At 74.2% G+C, this 16034-nt stretch carries 17 protein-coding genes and 1 pseudogene; 10 read left to right on the forward strand and 8 right to left on the reverse strand.

The window, feature by feature from the left end:
- Positions 1-91: 91 nt before the first annotated feature.
- The 5 genes from IN07_RS09035 to IN07_RS25140 all read right to left on the reverse strand — a co-directional run bounded on the left by IN07_RS09035 (position 92) and on the right by IN07_RS25140 (position 6012).
- Entirely contained in the window at positions 92-553 is a 462-nt protein-coding gene (locus tag IN07_RS09035) for a DUF4383 domain-containing protein (protein WP_036335318.1), read from the reverse strand.
- Between the two features lie 122 nt (positions 554-675).
- Positions 676-2325 (reverse strand): carbamoyltransferase family protein, encoded by a 1650-nt coding sequence (locus IN07_RS09040; protein WP_036335351.1) that lies wholly within the window; start codon positions 2323-2325, stop codon positions 676-678.
- A 148-nt stretch (positions 2326-2473) separates the two neighbouring features.
- A complete protein-coding gene (locus IN07_RS09045) occupies positions 2474-4192 on the reverse strand; it encodes a RecQ family ATP-dependent DNA helicase (RefSeq protein ID WP_052091059.1) in 1719 nt (572 codons plus the stop codon).
- A gap of 73 nt (positions 4193-4265) precedes the next feature.
- The gene (locus IN07_RS09050) at positions 4266-5612 is read right to left on the reverse strand and encodes a phospholipid carrier-dependent glycosyltransferase (RefSeq protein WP_036335320.1); all 1347 of its coding nucleotides are present in this window, start codon (positions 5610-5612) and stop codon (positions 4266-4268) included.
- Positions 5613-5748: 136 nt separating this feature from the next.
- Positions 5749-6012: a hypothetical protein gene (locus IN07_RS25140; RefSeq protein WP_036335322.1), complete on the reverse strand. Its 264-nt coding sequence runs from the start codon at positions 6010-6012 to the stop codon at positions 5749-5751.
- A gap of 208 nt (positions 6013-6220) precedes the next feature.
- Between IN07_RS25140 and IN07_RS09060 the strand changes: the two genes are divergently transcribed.
- The 9 genes and pseudogenes from IN07_RS09060 to IN07_RS09095 all read left to right on the forward strand — a co-directional run bounded on the left by IN07_RS09060 (position 6221) and on the right by IN07_RS09095 (position 12952).
- Positions 6221-7000 carry a polyprenol monophosphomannose synthase gene (locus tag IN07_RS09060; protein ID WP_036335324.1) on the forward strand — a complete coding sequence of 260 codons (780 nt, stop codon included), beginning with the start codon at positions 6221-6223 and terminating at the stop codon, positions 6998-7000.
- A gap of 71 nt (positions 7001-7071) precedes the next feature.
- The gene (locus IN07_RS09065) at positions 7072-7464 is read left to right on the forward strand and encodes a TOBE domain-containing protein (RefSeq protein ID WP_036335325.1); all 393 of its coding nucleotides are present in this window, start codon (positions 7072-7074) and stop codon (positions 7462-7464) included.
- A gap of 68 nt (positions 7465-7532) precedes the next feature.
- On the forward strand, positions 7533-8294 hold the full coding sequence (gene modA / locus IN07_RS09070; protein ID WP_036335327.1) for a molybdate ABC transporter substrate-binding protein: 762 nt from the start codon (positions 7533-7535) through the stop codon (positions 8292-8294).
- 65 nt (positions 8295-8359) lie between these two features.
- On the forward strand, positions 8360-9139 hold the full coding sequence (locus IN07_RS09075) for an ABC transporter permease (RefSeq protein WP_036335329.1): 780 nt from the start codon (positions 8360-8362) through the stop codon (positions 9137-9139).
- A gap of 29 nt (positions 9140-9168) precedes the next feature.
- Positions 9169-9606 (forward strand): annotated as a pseudogene (locus IN07_RS27035) (ATP-binding cassette domain-containing protein); the annotation flags it as partial.
- Positions 9607-9726: 120 nt separating this feature from the next.
- Entirely contained in the window at positions 9727-10182 is a 456-nt protein-coding gene (locus IN07_RS27040) for a TOBE domain-containing protein (protein WP_456237858.1), read from the forward strand.
- A gap of 12 nt (positions 10183-10194) precedes the next feature.
- Entirely contained in the window at positions 10195-10770 is a 576-nt protein-coding gene (locus IN07_RS09085) for a nucleotidyltransferase family protein (RefSeq protein ID WP_036335331.1), read from the forward strand.
- Between the two features lie 39 nt (positions 10771-10809).
- Positions 10810-11229, forward strand: a complete 420-nt coding sequence (locus IN07_RS09090) for a molybdenum cofactor biosynthesis protein MoaE (RefSeq protein ID WP_231558070.1) — start codon at positions 10810-10812, stop codon at positions 11227-11229.
- Positions 11230-11362: 133 nt separating this feature from the next.
- A complete protein-coding gene (locus tag IN07_RS09095) occupies positions 11363-12952 on the forward strand; it encodes a SpoIIE family protein phosphatase (protein ID WP_052091060.1) in 1590 nt (529 codons plus the stop codon).
- A gap of 24 nt (positions 12953-12976) precedes the next feature.
- On the opposite strand, the gene IN07_RS09100 is transcribed toward IN07_RS09095, so the two are convergent.
- Genes IN07_RS09100 through moaA form a run of 3 tightly spaced genes read right to left on the reverse strand, consistent with a single transcriptional unit; the run spans position 12977 to position 14485 of the window.
- Positions 12977-13180: a hypothetical protein gene (locus tag IN07_RS09100; protein ID WP_036335332.1), complete on the reverse strand. Its 204-nt coding sequence runs from the start codon at positions 13178-13180 to the stop codon at positions 12977-12979.
- A 10-nt stretch (positions 13181-13190) separates the two neighbouring features.
- Positions 13191-13433: a MoaD/ThiS family protein gene (locus IN07_RS09105; RefSeq protein WP_036335334.1), complete on the reverse strand. Its 243-nt coding sequence runs from the start codon at positions 13431-13433 to the stop codon at positions 13191-13193.
- Between the two features lie 2 nt (positions 13434-13435).
- Positions 13436-14485: a GTP 3',8-cyclase MoaA gene (moaA, locus tag IN07_RS09110; protein ID WP_197058410.1), complete on the reverse strand. Its 1050-nt coding sequence runs from the start codon at positions 14483-14485 to the stop codon at positions 13436-13438.
- A gap of 146 nt (positions 14486-14631) precedes the next feature.
- Between moaA and IN07_RS09115 the strand changes: the two genes are divergently transcribed.
- Complete coding sequence (locus tag IN07_RS09115; RefSeq protein WP_036335335.1) at positions 14632-15873, forward strand: MFS transporter; 1242 nt, start codon at positions 14632-14634, stop codon at positions 15871-15873.
- Positions 15874-16034 lie beyond the last annotated feature (161 nt).

Consider the following 16034-nt stretch of genomic DNA (forward strand, 5'->3'; position numbering starts at 1 on the left):
CGGTGCCACACGCGCGACCGCCCGGACACCAGGTGGTGTCCGGGCGGTCGTGGTGCAGCCGGTGTGCCGAGTCGGTCCTCGGCCGCTGGGGTCAGCGGCGCAGGGAGTGGTCCGACCCGTGCGCGGTGTCCACGGTCTTCACCGGGCCGAGCGCGATGGCCAGGCCGGCGAGGACGCTGGCCAGGTGCAGCCAGTTGTCGGCCCAGTTGATGCTCAGGAAGTTCAGCGAGTCGTCCTCGCCTGCGGCGAACAGGCCGTAGACGAAGGCCGCCCCGTAGCCGACGACCAGCAGCCAGCCGTAGGTGCGGGCGGTGCTCAGCTTCCGGGCCAGCGCGATGCCGGCCAGGCCGATCACGAGGTGCACGATGTTGTGCAGCGGGTTGATGCCGAACCCGAGGATGGTCTCGTCTGTGTGTTCGGCGAAGTCGTCGAAGCCGGTGATGAAGAAGCCGACGATGCCGACGAGGGTGTAGACGACACCGATCGCCATGGCGAGCATCTGCGGCCAGGTCATGCCTCGGTTGGCGGCGCCGGGCAGGTCTGCGTTGGACATGGGGGCCTCCGTTTCGTGTGCGCCCGCCAGGTGCCCAGCGGGCCTGCACAGGGAGTTCCCAGGGAGTCCACACGAAAACGGCCGCCACCCGAAGGGGTGACGGCCGTTGCCGAAACGTCACCTCAGGCCGGGCGGGGTGTCGCCTTCGGTCGCCGGACGACGAACGGGCCGATCGCCAGCAGGTCGACCGGCGCCGAGCCGAAGCACTCCAGCGCGTCCCGCGGGTCGTCCACCATCGGCCGGCCGGCGGTGTTCAGGCTGGTGTTGACCACGACCGGAAGCCCGGTGCGCCGCTCGAACGCCGAGATCATCCGGTGCACCAGCGGGGACGTCTCCGGGTCGATGGTCTGGATCCGGGCCGTCCCGTCGACGTGGGTGACCGTGGGGATGCGCTCGCGCCACTCGGGGGCCACGTCGTGCACGAAGAGCATGTACGGCGAGGGGATCGGCCCGCGGCTGAAGATCTCCGGCGCCTTCTCCAGCAGCACCATCGGGGCCACCGGGCGGAACTGCTCCCGTCCCTTGACGTCGTTCATTCGCTCCAAGTTGGCCTCGAAGCCGGGGTGGGCGATGAGCGAGCGGTGCCCCAGCGCGCGCGGGCCGTACTCGCTGCGACCCTGGAACCAGGCGACGATGCCGTTGTCGGCCAGCACCTCGGCCACGGCCTCGGCCACGTCGTCCGGGCGCTCGTAGTCGATGGCCGCGGTGATGAGCACCTGCTCGATCTCGTCGTCGGACCAGCCCCGGCCGAGTGCGGCGCCGGGCATCGGCTGGGTGTCCTCGCCGAGTTCGCGGGCCACGTGCAGGGCGGCACCCAGCGCCGTCCCGGAGTCCCCGGCGGCCGGCTGCACCCAGACCTGCTCGAACGGGCTCTCGGCCAGGATCCGGGTGTTGGCCACGCAGTTGAGTGCGGTGCCGCCGGCCAGGGTGAGGGTCTTCTCCCCGGTCTGCTCGTGCACCCAGCGGGCCAGGTCGATCAGCACCTCCTCCAGCCGCCGCTGGACGCTGGCGGCCAGGTCGGCGTGGTCGGAGGTCCACTGGTCGCCCTTGCCCAGGCGGGGGGCGAACTCGGTGTAGTCGATCGCCTCGGTGCGGAACCCGCCGTCGTCGGTGGCCCGGATCAGCTCGGCCAGTTCGCCGACGAAGCGCGGCTTGCCGTAGCTGGCCATTGCCATGACCTTGAACTCGTCGGAGCTGCGCAGGAAGCCCAGGTGGTCGGTGAGGTCCTCGTACATCAGGCCCAGGGAGTGCGGGAGCGCCTGGCCGGCGAGCACCTCCAGCTGCCCGTCGACGTAGCGGCCGGCCAAGTGGCTGTGCGCCTCACCACGACCGTCGAGCACCAGCACCGCGTTGTCCCGCTGCGGGGCGGCCAGCCCGGCCGACGCCGCGTGCGCGACGTGGTGCTTGACGAAGCGGACCTTCGCCGGGTCGAGGCCGGGCAGGGCGTGGGCCAGGAAGTCCGGGGCCATCTCGGCGTACTTCTTGCGCATGACGTCGCCGTCGTCGAACAACCCCGACTCCTCCGGGGTGCCCATCAGCGCCGGGTCGAAGGAGTAGGCGACCGCGTCCAGCTCCTCGGGACGGATGCCGGCCTCCCGCAGGCACCAGGCCGCGGACAGCTCGGGCAGTTCCCAGGCGCTCCAGGGCAGCGGGCGCTTGCCGTGCTTGCGCCGGCTGAACCGCTCCTCCTCCGCTGCGGCGACGACCTCCCCGTCGACGACCAGCGCCGCCGACGGGTCGTGGTAGATCGCGTTGATGCCCAGGACCTTCACGTGCACTCCTCCCGGCCGGGCTCCAGCGGCCCGGTCCCCGTTCATGATCACGCCGGAGGTCGGGCGCCGCACGGTGAGCGGCACGGATCACCCACCCGTGCGTCCTCGCCGAGCAGCGCGGTTGCGGCCTCGTCCGAGCCCGGGCCGGTCAGCCGCTGGCGCGCTGGTGCAGCAGGCCGTGGTCGACCACCGCCTGCAGGGCGAGGGTCTTGTAGCCGACCTCCTCGAACAGGACGACGATGCGGTCGTCCTCGTGCCGCATGACGACGCCGGGGCCCCACTCGGTGTGCTCGACGGGCACGTCGACCGGGAACGGGTGGTCCGCGTCGGAGGCGTGCTCCTGGGAGAGCCCGGCGCTGCAGTTGTCGCAGTTCCCGCACGGGTGGACCAGCTGCTCGCCGAAGTAGCCGAGCAGGAACTGCCGCCGGCAACCGGTGGTCTCGGCGTAGCCGCGCATCATCTCGATCCGGCTCTCGTCGACTCTGACCTGGTGCTCGGCGAGCTCTCGCGCGGCAGCGGCGGCCTGGCCGGGACGCGGTGCGTCGGGGGCCGGTGACGCCGTCCCCTCCTCGTCCAGGACGATGGCGCCCGCCTGTTCCAGCAGGTTGAGGTCGCGGACCAGCGGGGTCGCGGGGCGGCCGGTCTCCTCGCGCAGGTCGCGGACGTCCACGCCGTCCATCCCGGCAGCCGCCCCGGCCTGCACCAGCCCGGCGACCTGCTGCAGCTCCTCCTCGGCCGGGGCGCCGGCCGCGAAGAACCTGCGCAGCCCGAGGTCCTCCTGGCGGTACATGAGCACCGCCACCGCCGGCTCGCCGTCGCGGCCGGCCCGGCCGATCTCCTGGTAGTAGCTGTCGACCGAGTCGGCCGGTTCGGCGTGCACGACGAACCGGGTCTCCGGCTTGTCGATGCCCATGCCGAAGGCGGTGGTGGCGACGACGACGTCGAGCTCGTCGGCCATGAACTGCCGCTGCACCTCCGCACGGTCGCTCTTCCGCAGCCCGGCGTGGTACGCCCGGGAGCGCAGCCCACGGTCGGCGAGCGCCTCGGCGAGCTCCTCGGTGCTGCGGCGGGTGGCGCTGTAGAGGATCCCGCTGCCCCGCTCGGTCAGCGCGGTGACCCGGTCCAGGACGGCGGTGTGCTTGGCGTGCGCATCGGCGTGCTGCTCGACCTCCAGCCGGATCTCCGGACGGTCGAACCCGGCCACGACGACCTCCGGGTCGGTCATCTCCAGCCGTGCCACGATCTCGGCCCGGACCGGGGGCGCGGCGGTCGCGGTCAGCGCCAGCACCGTCGGGTGGCCCAGCTGCTGGACGACCCCGCCCAAGCGCAGGTAGTCGGGGCGGAAGTCGTGCCCCCAGGCGGAGACGCAGTGCGCCTCGTCGACGACGAACAGCGCCGGCGACGCCGCCCGCAGCGCCTGGACCACCTCCGGCTTGGCCAGCTGCTCGGGCGCGAGGAAGCAGTAGCGGACCGTTCCGTCACCCACGCCGTCCAGCACGTCCCGGTGCTCCTGCGCGGACAGCCCCGAGTTGAGCACCGCCGCCCGGCCGACCCGCTCCTCACCCAGCTCCGCCAGGCGCTGGACCTGGTCGCGCTGCAGGGCGATGAGCGGGGAGACGATGACGACCGGGCCGTCCAGCAGCAACCCCGTGACGGTGTAGACGGCGGACTTGCCCGCCCCGGAGGGCAGCACGGCGAGGGTGTCGCGGCCGGCCGCGACCGCCTTCATGGCGTCCTCCTGGCCGGGGCGGAACTCGTCGAACCCGAGCACCTCCCGGGCGGTCTCCCGGATCCGCCGGGTGCGTACCGAGGCCGACCCCCCGGCGGCGGTCGTGGCGGGGGCGGAGCGCTGGGCGGTCTGGGTCACCGAGCGCGACTTCCCGACCCCCGAGATCGACAAACGACCCGCAGGCCGCACGGCGCCGTCCGTGGCGGTGCCGTCAGTTCCAGGAGTCCAGCCAGAACCGCAGGTCCAGCGCGTCGGACTCCAGCGGGAGCCCCAGCCAGACCGGGGCGAAGAAGGCGAACCCGGCCGCGGACAGGGCGAGCGCCACCGCACCGAGCAGCCGCGGCCGGCGGGTCGCCTGCACCGCGCGGGCCAGGCCCAGGGCGATGAACGGCACCACCGGCACCATGTAGAAGAAGTAGCCGGGCTTGTTCGCGGCCAGCCAGGGAACCCACAGCAGTGCCAGCGGGACCAGGATGGTGGCCGCGACGCCGTCCCGGCGGGCGACCGCCCGCCAGAGCAGCACCGGGTAGGCCAGCAGGGCCGGCCACCACAGGCCGGGGTTGCCGAGCATGACGATGCGCGCCCGGGTGTCCGGCGGCACCTCGCACTCCCCGGCCTCCTGCTGTGCGGTGGTGCAGCTCTCGGCGTAGACCAGCACCGGCCGCTCCAGCCAGGGCCAGCCGAGCGGGCTCGAGCGATAGGGATGGCTCGCCTCCAGGCCCACGTGGTAGTCGACCAGGTCGACCTGGCTCTGCGCCCAGGTCCCCAGCCGGTCGCCCACCGAGGTGCCGCAGTCCCCGGCCTCGCAGGCCTGCTGTGCGGCGTAGCTCTCCGAGTAGTTGGCGAACCAGCCCGTGAAGGTGGCCAGGTAGACGACCGCGGGGACCATCAGCAGGCTCAGCACGGCGCCGCCGGTGACCGCCACGGCGCGGCGGGTGGCCTGGCGGAACGGCTCACCCCGGCCGCTGAGCTCGGTGCCCAGCACCAGCAACCCGGCCAGGCCGACGGCGAGCAGGCCGGACCACTTGGTGGCCACCGCGAACCCCAGGGTGACCCCGGCCAGCCAGCGGTAGCGGGAGCCGACGAGGGACCGGCGCAGCCCCTCCCCGGCCTCGCGGGTGCGGAGGCGGGCGTCCCGGTCGAGCAGCACGAGCGAGAACGCGGCGACGACGAACAGGGCGAGGACCGCGTCGAGCATCGCGATCCGGCTGGCCGTCACCGCGAGGCCGTCCAGGGCGACGAGCACGGCGGCCAGTGCGGCCGGCGCGGTGCGGCGGAACAGGCGGAGCCCGCTCAGGTAGGTCAGCAGCACGGTGATCGAGCCGGCGACGGCCACGCCGACCCGCCAGCCGAACGGGGTGGAACCGAACAGCTCCAGCCCGGCGGCGATCACCCACTTGCCCATGGGCGGGTGCGCCGGGCGACCCTCCTCGACACCTCGGGCCAGGTAGTCGGAGGCGTCGACGGCGTAGTACTTCTCGTCGAAGTAGAGGCGGTCCGGGTCGCCGAGGTCCCACAGCCGGATGGCGGCGGCGAGGCCCAGCAGCGCCAGTGGCACGCCCCACTGCACGACCCCCGGTGACAGACGCCGAACCGACGACGGGCGGCGCCCGGAGGCGCCGCCCGTCTCTCGCTGCGCGACCGTGGATGCGGTTGCGCTCACTGGTCGCGTGCCCCAGCGGTCACCCGGGGACTCAGCCCTCGGTCTCGGTGCTGAACTCGGTCTCGGTCTCGGTGTCGACCTCGGTCTCGGTCTCGACGACCTCTTCCTCGACCTCGGTCTCGGTCTCGGTCGGCTCGAGGGTCTCGGTGACCTCGGTCTCGAGCTCCTCGGTCTCGGTGATCTCCTCGGTCTCGGTGACCTCGACCTCGCCGGCCTCGTCACCGCAGGCGGCGACACCGAAGATCATGAGGCTGGAGAAGGTGGCGGCAGAGACGCCGCGGACGAGCTTGTTCATGGGGTGCTCCTGAGTTCGGGTGAACGGTCACGGAAAGGCATGACCGCATATCCCCGCCCTCACACACCAAGCGGGCATAACGATCAGGTCACAGAGATGAATTGTCTCTCGGCAAGTGAATCGCACAACGATCCGGTAACGGCGAGTGTCGCCAAACAATGTTGAAGAACGGGGTGTCCGAGAGGTCGGGGCCGGTAATGGCGGGACGGTGAATCCTCGGTCCACGTGCGTCTGCATCCCCACCTACCAGGAGCGGGAGAGCCTGCCGCGCACGCTCGCCGGGGTGCTGCGCGCCGTCCCGGATGCCCTCGTGCTGGTGATCGACGACAACAGCCCCGACGGCACGGGCGAGCTGGCCGACCGGCTGGCCGCCGACGACCCGCGGGTGCACGTGCTTCACCGCCCGGGCAAGGAGGGGCTGGGGCCGGCCTACATCGCCGGCTTCCGCTGGGCGCTGGCCGAGGGCTTCGACGTGGTGGCGCAGATGGACGCCGACGGGTCGCACCGCCCCGAGGACCTGCCCCGGCTGCTGGCCGCCCTGGCCGGAGCCGACGCCGTGCTGGGCTCGCGCTGGGTGCCGGGCGGTGCCGTCGCCGACTGGCCGCGCAGTCGGGAACTGCTCAGCCGCACCGCCAACCGGTACGTGCGGGCTGCGCTGAGACTGCCGGTGGGTGATGCCACCGGGGGTTTCCGGGCCTTCCGCCGGCACACGCTGGAGCGGCTGGAGCTCGACGCCGTCCAGAGCGAGGGCTACTGCTTCCAGATCGACATGACCCGGCAGGTGTGGGCACGGGGCCTGCGGCTGGTGGAGGTGCCGATCCTCTTCGTCAACCGGGAGTTCGGCGAGAGCAAGATGAGCTCGCGGATCATCCGGGAGGCGATGGTCCGGGTCACCGCCTGGGCGCTGACCACGCGGCGCCCCACGCCTGCGGCGGTGCGGCCGGCGGCCACGGGCGGCGAGCGGCTGGTTCACCGGGTCGCCGCCTGATCACCTCTTGGTCCGCGACTGCGGGTCATCGGCGGGTTGTCCGTCCGCAGCTGCGGAACTAGGGTGCCGGCGTGTCCACCTCCTACCGGATCGCCGAGGCAGCTGCGCTGCTCGGCGTCAGTGACGACACGGTTCGCCGCTGGATCGACGGCGATCGGCTGTCCGCCACCCGCGACGGGGGCCCGGCGCAGGTCGACGGCGCGGAGCTGGCCCGGGTCGCCACCGAGCTGCACGAGACGCCCCCGCCCGGCACCACCCGCTCGTCCTCGGCCCGCAACCGGCTCGCCGGGATCGTCACCCGGGTGGTGCGGGACACCGTGATGGCGCAGGTGGAGATCCAGGCCGGGCCGTTCCGGCTGGTCTCGTTGATGTCCCGCGAGGCCGCCGACGAGCTGGGGCTGGAGCCCGGCGTCCGGGCGGTGGCCACGGTCAAGGCCACCCAGGTCAGCGTGGACGTGCCGTGAGTGAGCATCGCAGCGAGCGCCAGCGAGCGAGGAGCGGAGCGAGCGCGCATCGCCAGAGGCCTCGTGCCGTGAGGCAGCTGGTCGCCGGCGCCCTGCTGCTGGCCTTGGCTGGTTGCGGGGTCGACGACGGCGGGCGGGCGACCGAGACGGACGGCGAGGTCTCCGGCACGCTCACCGTCTTCGCGGCGGCCTCGCTGACCGACGTCTTCACCGACCTGGGCGACCAGCTCACGGCCGAGCACCCGGGACTGGACGTGCAGTTCAACTTCGCCGGCAGCTCCGCGCTGGCGACGCAGGTGGTGCAGGGGGCGCCGGCCGACGTCCTCGCCTCCGCCGACGAGGAGCAGCTGGACGCCGTCGCCGACCTGGTCGCCGGCGACCCCGCCGTCTTCGCGGAGAACACGCTGCTCATCGCCGTCCCGGCGGGCAACCCGGCCGACGTGCGCGGGCTGGCCGACCTCGCCGACCCGGGGAAGAGCATCGCCCTGTGCGCCGCCGAGGTGCCGTGCGGGGCGGCGGCCGCGCGGGTGTTCGACGCCGCCGGCCTGACCCCCGCGCCGGACACCCTGGAGCAGGACGTGCGGGCGGCGCTGACCAAGGTGCAGCTCGGCGAGGTCGACGCCGCGCTGGTCTACGCGACCGACGTCGCGGCGGCCGGCTCTGCGGTGGAGGCGATCGAGGTCCCGGAGGCCGCCGACGTGGTGAACCGCTACCCGCTGGCGGTGCTGGCGGCGGCTCGCAACCCGGCGGCGGCAGAGCTCTTCGTCGACCTGGTGCGCTCGGACACCGGCCGCCAGGCCCTCGCCGACGCCGGCTTCCGCCTCCCGTGACCCACCCAGCGCCACCGAGATGGCCATCTTGGTGGCGGAGAGGGGGGCGAGGGCGGGGCGGTGGGGTGCCGGCGCCGCTGCTGGTGCCGGCGCTGCTCGGGGTGGCGTTCCTGGTGCTGCCGCTGCTCGGGCTGCTGGTGCGCGCGCCCTGGTCCGACCTCGGCCCGCAGCTGGCCCGGCCGGGCGTCGGTGAGGCGCTGCGGCTGTCGCTCGTCTCGGCCACCCTGGCCACCGTCGTCTCGCTGCTGCTCGGCGTCCCACTGGCCTGGGTGCTGGCCCGGTCGCAGCTGCGTGGCCGGTCGGTGCTGCGCGCGCTGGTGACCGTGCCGCTGGTGCTGCCGCCGGTCGTCGGCGGGGTCGCGCTGTTCCTGGTGCTGGGCCGGCAGGGGATCATCGGTCGCTGGTTGTTCGAGGCCACCGGTCTCTCGCTGCCGTTCACCACCGCCGCGGTGGTCGTCGCCGAGACGTTCGTGGCGATGCCGTTCCTGGTGATCAGCGTGGAGGGCGCCCTGCGCGCCGCCGACGCCCGCTTCGAGGACGCCGCCGCCACCCTCGGCGCCGACCGGTGGACGACGTTCCGCCGGGTCACCCTGCCCCTGGTCGCACCCGGGATCGCCGCCGGCGCGGTGCTGTGCTGGGCGCGCGCCCTGGGGGAGTTCGGCGCCACGATCACCTTCGCCGGCAACTTCCCGGGGACGACGCAGACCATGCCGCTGGCGGTCTACCTGACCCTGCAGCGCGACCCGGAGGCGGCGATCGTGCTGAGCCTGGTGCTGCTCGGTGTCTCCCTGGCCACCCTGCTGCTGCTGCGCGACCGCTGGCTGGGGCGGGGGGCGGTCACGTGAGCCTGGTCGCGCACGTCGTCGTCCGGCGCGGGACGCTGGCGCTGGATGTGGAGCTGGCCGTGGCCGACGGCGAGGTGCTCACCGTCCTCGGGCCGAACGGCGCCGGCAAGTCCACCGTCTTGCGGGTGCTGGCCGGCCTGCTGCGCCCGGACGGCGGCCGCGTGGAGGTCGACGACGAGGTCTGGAACTCCCCCGACGCGCACCTGCCCGCACACGAGCGGTCGCTGGGCATGGTGTTCCAGGACCACCTGCTGTTCCCGCACCTCTCGGTCACCGAGAACGTGGCCTTCGGGCCCCGCACCCGCGGCACCTCCCGGCCGGCGGCCCGGGCCGCGGCGGAGGACTGGCTGGCACGGGTCGGGCTGGCCGGGCTCGGCGACCGGCGTCCCGGACAGCTCTCGGGTGGGCAGGCGCAGCGCGCCGCGCTCGCCCGGGCCCTGGTCGGCCGGCCGCAGCTGCTGCTGCTCGACGAGCCGCTGTCCGCGCTCGACGCCCGCACCCGGCTCACCGTGCGCGCCGAGCTGCACCGGCACCTCGGCGACTACCCCGGCAGCGCGGTGCTGGTCACCCACGACCCGGTCGACGCGATGGCGCTGGCCGACCGGGTCGTCGTCATCGAGGAGGGACGGGTCGTGCAGGCCGGCACCCCGGCCGAGGTCGCCCGCCGGCCGCGCACCGACTACGTGGCCCGGCTGGTCGGGCTCGTGCTGCTGGCCGGGCAGGGCGCCGGGACCCAGGTCGCGCTGGACGGCGGAGGGACGGTCGCGGTCGCCGAGGACGTCGGCGGGCCGGTGTTCGTCGCCGTCCGGCCCGAGTCGGTGGCGCTCTACCTGCAGCGGCCGGTCGGCAGTCCACGCAACGTCTGGCCGCTGCGGCTGGCGGCGGCCACCCCGCACGGCTCGGTCGTGCGCTGCGACCTGGCCGGGGAGGTGCCGCTGACCGCCGACGTCACGGCGACGTCCTTCGCCGAGCTGGGGCTGGCCCCCGGCGCCGAGGTGTGGGCGTCGGTCAAGGCCAGCGAGCTCACCGTCTACCCGCGCTGAGAGAGTGGGGGAGTGACGTCGGATGCGCCCGTTGCCGGGCTCGTGCTCGCCGCCGGTGGTGGCCGCCGGTACGGCATGCCGAAGGCCCTGGTCGAGTACGAGGGCACCCTGCTGGTCGAACGGGCGGTGCGGACGGCGGCCGCGGTCTGCGACCCGGTGCTCGTCGTCCTCGGCGCGCAGGCGGTCGACGTCTGGCGCACCGCCGACCTGACCGGTGCGACCGTGCTGGCCAACCGCGACTGGGAGACCGGGATGGCCTCGAGCCTGCGCACCGGGCTCGACGGGTTGCGCGGCTGGCCCGGTCGGGTCGACGCCGTGCTGGTGCAGTTGGTCGACATGCCGGGGATGACGCCGGCGGCGCTGGCCCGGCTGGCCGAGCTCGCGGCCCCCGACGCCCTGGCCGTCGCCAGCTACGACGGCGTCCGCGGCCACCCGGTGCTGCTCGGCCGCGAGCACTGGGCGGGGGTGGCCGGGACGGCGTCCGGCGACGAGGGCGCCCGCGCCTACCTGGCCGCCCACGACGTCACCGAGGTCGACTGCACCGGGCTGGCCGACCCCACCGACCTGGACGTCCCGCCGACGGCGTGACCGCCCGCCCGGGCCCGGCCGACGAGTACCTTCGCGGCCGTGGAGACGATCCTGGCCCGGGTGACCGAGGAGCCACTGTCGGTCGCCGAGCACGAGGCGGCCGTTGCTGACAAGGCGGCCGGTGCGGTGGTCTCCTTCGCCGGAGTGGTCCGCGACCACGACGGTGGCCGCTCGGTCACCGAGCTGGAGTACACCGGGCACCCGACCGCGCCGGAGCTGATCGCCGAGATCGCCGCCGAGTTCGCCGCCCGGCCGGAGGTGCAGGCGGTCGCCGTCTCCCACCGGATCGGCCTGCTGGGCATCGGCGACGTCGCGCTGGCCTGCGCGGTCAGCGCCGCACACCGCGGCCAGGCGTTCACCGCCTGCGCGGAGCTCGTCGACGAGGTGAAGGCGCGGCTGCCGATCTGGAAGCGGCAGGTCTTCTCCGACGGCGAGGAAGAGTGGGTCGCCTGCCCGTGACGGGTGGGTCGGCTGTGACGTCGCTCCTTGCCCGCCGGCCACCGGCATGGCATAACTGACCGACTCGACTCCAAGCACGGGGCGAGTGCTCCTCCGGTGTGCCGCGGGTGGCGGAATGACCGGGAGGTCCCACATGCCCTGGCGGGCTGGTGAACGTGTCGTCGAGGCGATGCCCTCCGGCTTCCTGTCCATGGACGCCGACTGGCGGATCACCTACGTGAACCAGGCCGGGGTGGCGATCCTCGGCCTCTCCCGCGAAGAGCTGATCGGCCGGGACTTCTGGGAGGTCTTCCCGGCCAACCTGGACAACGAGTTCGGCCGGGCCTACCGGCGCGCGGTCGCCACCGGCGAGCCGGTCAGCGTGGAGGGCTTCTACCCGGCGCCGCTGAACCGCTGGTTCGAGGTGCAGGCGATCCCGGCCGAGGGTGGTCTGCTCTGCTACTTCTCCGACGTCACCGACCGCCGCACCGGCCGGGAGCGGCTGGCGATGATGGCCCGGGTCAGCGCCGAGCTGGCCGGCACCCTGGACGTCGACTCCGCGGCCGCCCGCATCCCACGGCTGATCGTCCCGGTGCTGGGCGACTGGTGCGTGCTGACCGTGCTGGACGACGACGGCCGCCCCCGGGACGTCGGCTGGTGGCACGTCGACCCGTCCCGCCGTGCCCTGGTGGAGCGCTACGCCGCCGTGCGGCTGACCTCGATGCCGGTCACCTCCCCCGTGGTGCGGGCGCTGCTCGGCGAGACCGTCGTCGCCGCCGCCGGTGACGTGGCTGCGCTGATGCCCGAGGGTGAGGCCCGGGACCTGCTGGGGCTGCTCGGGCCGCACTCCGGGGTGACGCTCCCGCTGCGCGGGCGGGGGCGGACGCTCGGTGCGCTGACGCTGTACTTCGACGGCGACCGCGTCATGGAGGAGGCCGACCTGGCCACCGCCCAGGAGGTGGCCGACCGGGCGGGCCTGGCGCTGGACAACGTGCGGCTGTTCTCCCAGCAGCGGCAGCTGGCCGAGGAACTGCAGCGCAGCCTGCTCACCGGGGCCTTCACCCACGACCAGGCCGAGGTCGTCGTCCGCTACACCCCGGCCGCCGAGGCGGCCCGGGTGGGCGGCGACTGGTACGACGCCTTCCTGCAGCCGTGCGGGGCGACGATGCTGGTCATCGGCGACGTCGTCGGCCACGACACCGCGGCGGCCGCGGCGATGGGCCAGCTGCGTTCGCTGCTGCGCGGCATCGCGACCTACAGCGACGCGGGGCCGGGTGAGGTGCTGCGCGGCCTGGACGCGTCGATGGCCCAGCTGGACGTCGGCACCTACGCCACCGCGGCGGTGGCGCGGTTCGAGCAGACCCCCGACGAGCTGACTCGCGGGGTCACCCGGATGCGCTGGAGCAACGCCGGGCACCTGCCGCCGCTGGTGATCAACCCCGACGGCACCCTGGCCGCGCTGGCCGACTGGCGGGGCGAGCTGCTGCTCGGCGTCGACGCCGAGACCTCCCGCGGGGAGTCGGTGGTGACGCTGGACGGCGGGACGACGGTGCTGCTGTTCACCGACGGGCTCATCGAGAGCCGCGGCGGCGACCTGGACCAGGGCATGGCCCGGCTGCGGACGGCCGCGGCGGAGCTGGCCGACAGATCACTGGACGAGCTCTGCGACGAGCTGCTCGACCGGCTCGTGCACGGCCAGCCCGAGGACGACGTCGCCCTGGTCGCCATCCGCCTGCGCGGATAGCGACCGGCTGGCCGGCCGGTCGCGTCAGTGCGCGCCGGCGCCGGCCAGTCCGTCGTCGTCCCGGCCACGGCGCTCGCGCTCGGCACGCTCCTCCTCGGCCTCGGCCTCCAGCTGGCGGGCCTCGCCGTCGATGGTGGCCGCGGCATCGCCGTGCGACTCGCCGTAGACCTGTTCGGCGCGGCCGAACAGCTCCTCGGCCTTCGCCTTGGCCTTGTCGAACACGCTCATCGGAGCCTCCTCATCCGCCGGCGAACGGGGGCAGGACGTCCACCACCGAGCCGGGCGCCAGCACCAACGCGCGATCCCGGGTGGAGGTTCCGTCGATCAGGAAGGAGCAGGCGGGCAGCACCCGTTCCAGCCGTTCGCCGTGGGCGTCGGCGAGCTGGCCGACGAGCTCGGCCAGGGTGCCGGCCTCCCGGGTCTCGGTGTCCACGCCGACCGCGGCGCGAGCGCCGGCGAAGTACCGCACGGTGACCGGCACGATCAGCCCCCGATCGCGGACATCGGGCGGGCGGGCTGCAGGAAGCTCGGGTCGTCGATGCCGTGTCCGGGCAGCTTGGACAGCGTCGCGATCCGCCAGCGGTCGGCGATCTCCGCGTCGTCGGCCCCGCCGCGCAGGGCGCTGCGCAGGTCGGACTCCTCGCGGGCGAACAGGCAGTTGCGGATCTGCCCGTCGGCGGTGAGCCGGGTCCGGTCGCAGGCGCCGCAGAACGACCGGGTCACCGAGGCGATGACGCCGACGGTCAGCCCGGTGTCGTCGACCAGCCAGCGCTCGGCCGGGGCGGCGCCCCGCTCCTCGACGTCCGGCGTCAGCGCGTGCGTGGCGGTGAGCCGGGCCAGGATGTCCTCGGCGGTCACCATCTCCCCGCGCGTCCAGGCGTGGTGGGCGTCCAGCGGCATCTGCTCGATGAAGCGCAGCTCGTAGCCGTGCTCCAGGCAGTACTCCAGCAGCGGGACGGCGTCGTCCTCGTTGATCCCGCGCATCAGGACGGCGTTGACCTTGACCGGCGTCAGGCCGGCGTCCCGGGCCGCCTGCATGCCGGCCAGCACGTCCGGCAGCCGGTCGCGGTGGGTGATCTGCTTGAACCGCTCCCGGTCCAGGGTGTCCAGGCTGACGTTGATCCGGTCGAGGCCGGCGGCCGCGAGCGCCGGTGCCATCCGGGACAGCCCGATGGCGTTCGTGGTCAGGCTGACCTCCGGGCGGGGGCGCAGCGCCGTGGTCGCCGCGACGATGCCGGGCAGCCCGGGCCGCAGCAGCGGCTCACCGCCGGTGAACCGGACCTCCTGGATGCCGAGGTGCTCCACGCCGATCCGGACCAGCCGGACGACCTCGTCGTCGGTCAGCTGCTCGACCTTGGGCAGCCACTGGAGCCCCTCGGGGGGCATGCAGTAGGTGCAGCGCAGGTTGCACCGGTCGGTCAGCGAGACCCGCAGGTCGGTGGCGGTGCGCCCGTGCCGGTCGACGAGCCCGCCGCTGCCCGGGGTCACCTGCGGGGGCACCCGCGGGTCGGGGAGGGGGCTGGGAGTCGTCACGGCCCGAATGTAGTGCCGGAAGGGCAGCTGGGCGCGGTCGTGGCGGACGCCGTCTCGACCGGACGGCGGCTGCTACGTTCGCGGGGCCACCCGAGGGTCCGGCGGGCACCCCCGCACTCGCCTGTGGCCAGGAAGCGCGAGCAGCCGTGTCACCCCACGCCGTCTTCACCCCCTACGCCCGGCTCTTCACCGTCCCCGGGGCCCGGGCCTTCTCCCTCGCCGGCTGGTTCGCCCGGGTGCCGATGGCCACCGTGGGCCTCGGCTCGGTGCTGCTCGTCCAGGCGGAGTCGGGCAGCTACGCCCTCGCCGGGGCCATCGCCGGCACCCTGTCGCTCGCCTTCGCCGTCGCCAGCCCGCAGTGGGCCCGGGTGATGGACCGGTACGGCCAGAGCCAGGTGCTGCGCTGGACGGCGCTGGCCTACCTCCTGCTGGGGCTGTCGTTCGTCGGGGTGGTGGTGTCCGGCGCCCCGGTCTGGACGTGGTTCGCGCTGGCCGTGCTGGCCGGGGCGAGCGGCACCAGCATCGGCTCGGTGGTCCGCAGCCGCTGGGCGCACGCGCTGGACGACCCGGCCCAGCGGCAGACGGCCTTCGCCTTCGAGTCGGTCGCCGACGAGGTCGTCTTCGTCACCGCACCGCCGCTGGTCACCTTCCTGGCCGCGCTGGTCTCCCCGCCCGCCGGCTTCCTGACCGGGCTGCTGGTCGGGGTCATCGGCGGCCTGGTCATGTCCCGGCTGGAGGCGACCGCGCCGCCGGTCACCCCCCGGGTGGCCGGGCAGCCGCACGTGCGGATCCGGGTGCTCACCGCGGGGCTGATCGCCGTCGCGGTCACCTACCTGGCCATGGGCGCGGTGTTCGGGGCGATGGACGTCGTCGTGGTGGGCTTCGCCGACGCGGAGGGCCGGCCGGCCGTCGCCGGGCTGGCGCTGTCGGCCTACGCCGCGGGCAGCCTGGTCGCCGGCCTGGTCTACGGCGTGGTCCGGTTGCCCGGCACGCTGGTGACCCGGTTCCTCGGCTGCGCGCTGCTGTTCGCCGTGGCCGCCCAGACGCTGTACCTGGTCAGCTCCCTGACGATGCTGATCGCGCTGGCGTTCCTGGCCGGCCTGACGATCGCGCCGGTGCTGGTCGCCGGGATGTCGCTGGTGGAGTCCCGGGTGCCGCGCGCGTCGCTGACCGAGAGCCTGACCTGGACGTCGACCGGCCTCACCGTCGGGGTCACCGCCGGATCGGCACTGGCCGGCACGGCGGTGGACCGGTGGGGTGCGGAGGGGGCGTTCGCCGTCCCGGCCCTGGGGGCGGCGCTCACCGGGGTGCTCGGGGTGGCCGCATGGGCGGTGCTCCGCCGGCCGACCGGGCTGGCCGCCGAGGTGGCCCCCGCGACCTCGCACTGACCGGCCCGCCCGGGGCCGCCGCCGTACCATCGGACAGACCGTCCGCGCCACCTGAGGAGACCCGGCACCACGATGAGCACCGTCCCGAGCACGGAGCTCCGTCCCGACGCCGCCACCGGTGAGGTGCTGGCGCAGGCCGCCCGGCGGCGGACGTTCGCGGT

The organism is Modestobacter caceresii, assembly GCF_000761485.1.
Taxonomy (GTDB): Bacteria; Actinomycetota; Actinomycetes; order Mycobacteriales; family Geodermatophilaceae; genus Modestobacter; species Modestobacter caceresii.

Excerpts from the sequence above, each read along its gene's own strand:
- IN07_RS09035 (WP_036335318.1), bottom strand. The coding sequence starts at position 553 with ATGTCCAACGCAGACCTGCCCGGCGCCGCCAACCGAGGCATGACCTGG.
- IN07_RS25140 (WP_036335322.1), bottom strand. The coding sequence starts at position 6,012 with ATGAACAAGCTCGTCCGCGGCGTCTCTGCCGCCACCTTCTCCAGCCTC.
- IN07_RS27040 (WP_456237858.1), top strand. The coding sequence starts at position 9,727 with ATGGCGCTGGCCGACCGGGTCGTCGTCATCGAGGAGGGACGGGTCGTG.
- IN07_RS09095 (WP_052091060.1), top strand. The coding sequence starts at position 11,363 with ATGCCCTGGCGGGCTGGTGAACGTGTCGTCGAGGCGATGCCCTCCGGC.
- IN07_RS09100 (WP_036335332.1), bottom strand. The coding sequence starts at position 13,180 with ATGAGCGTGTTCGACAAGGCCAAGGCGAAGGCCGAGGAGCTGTTCGGC.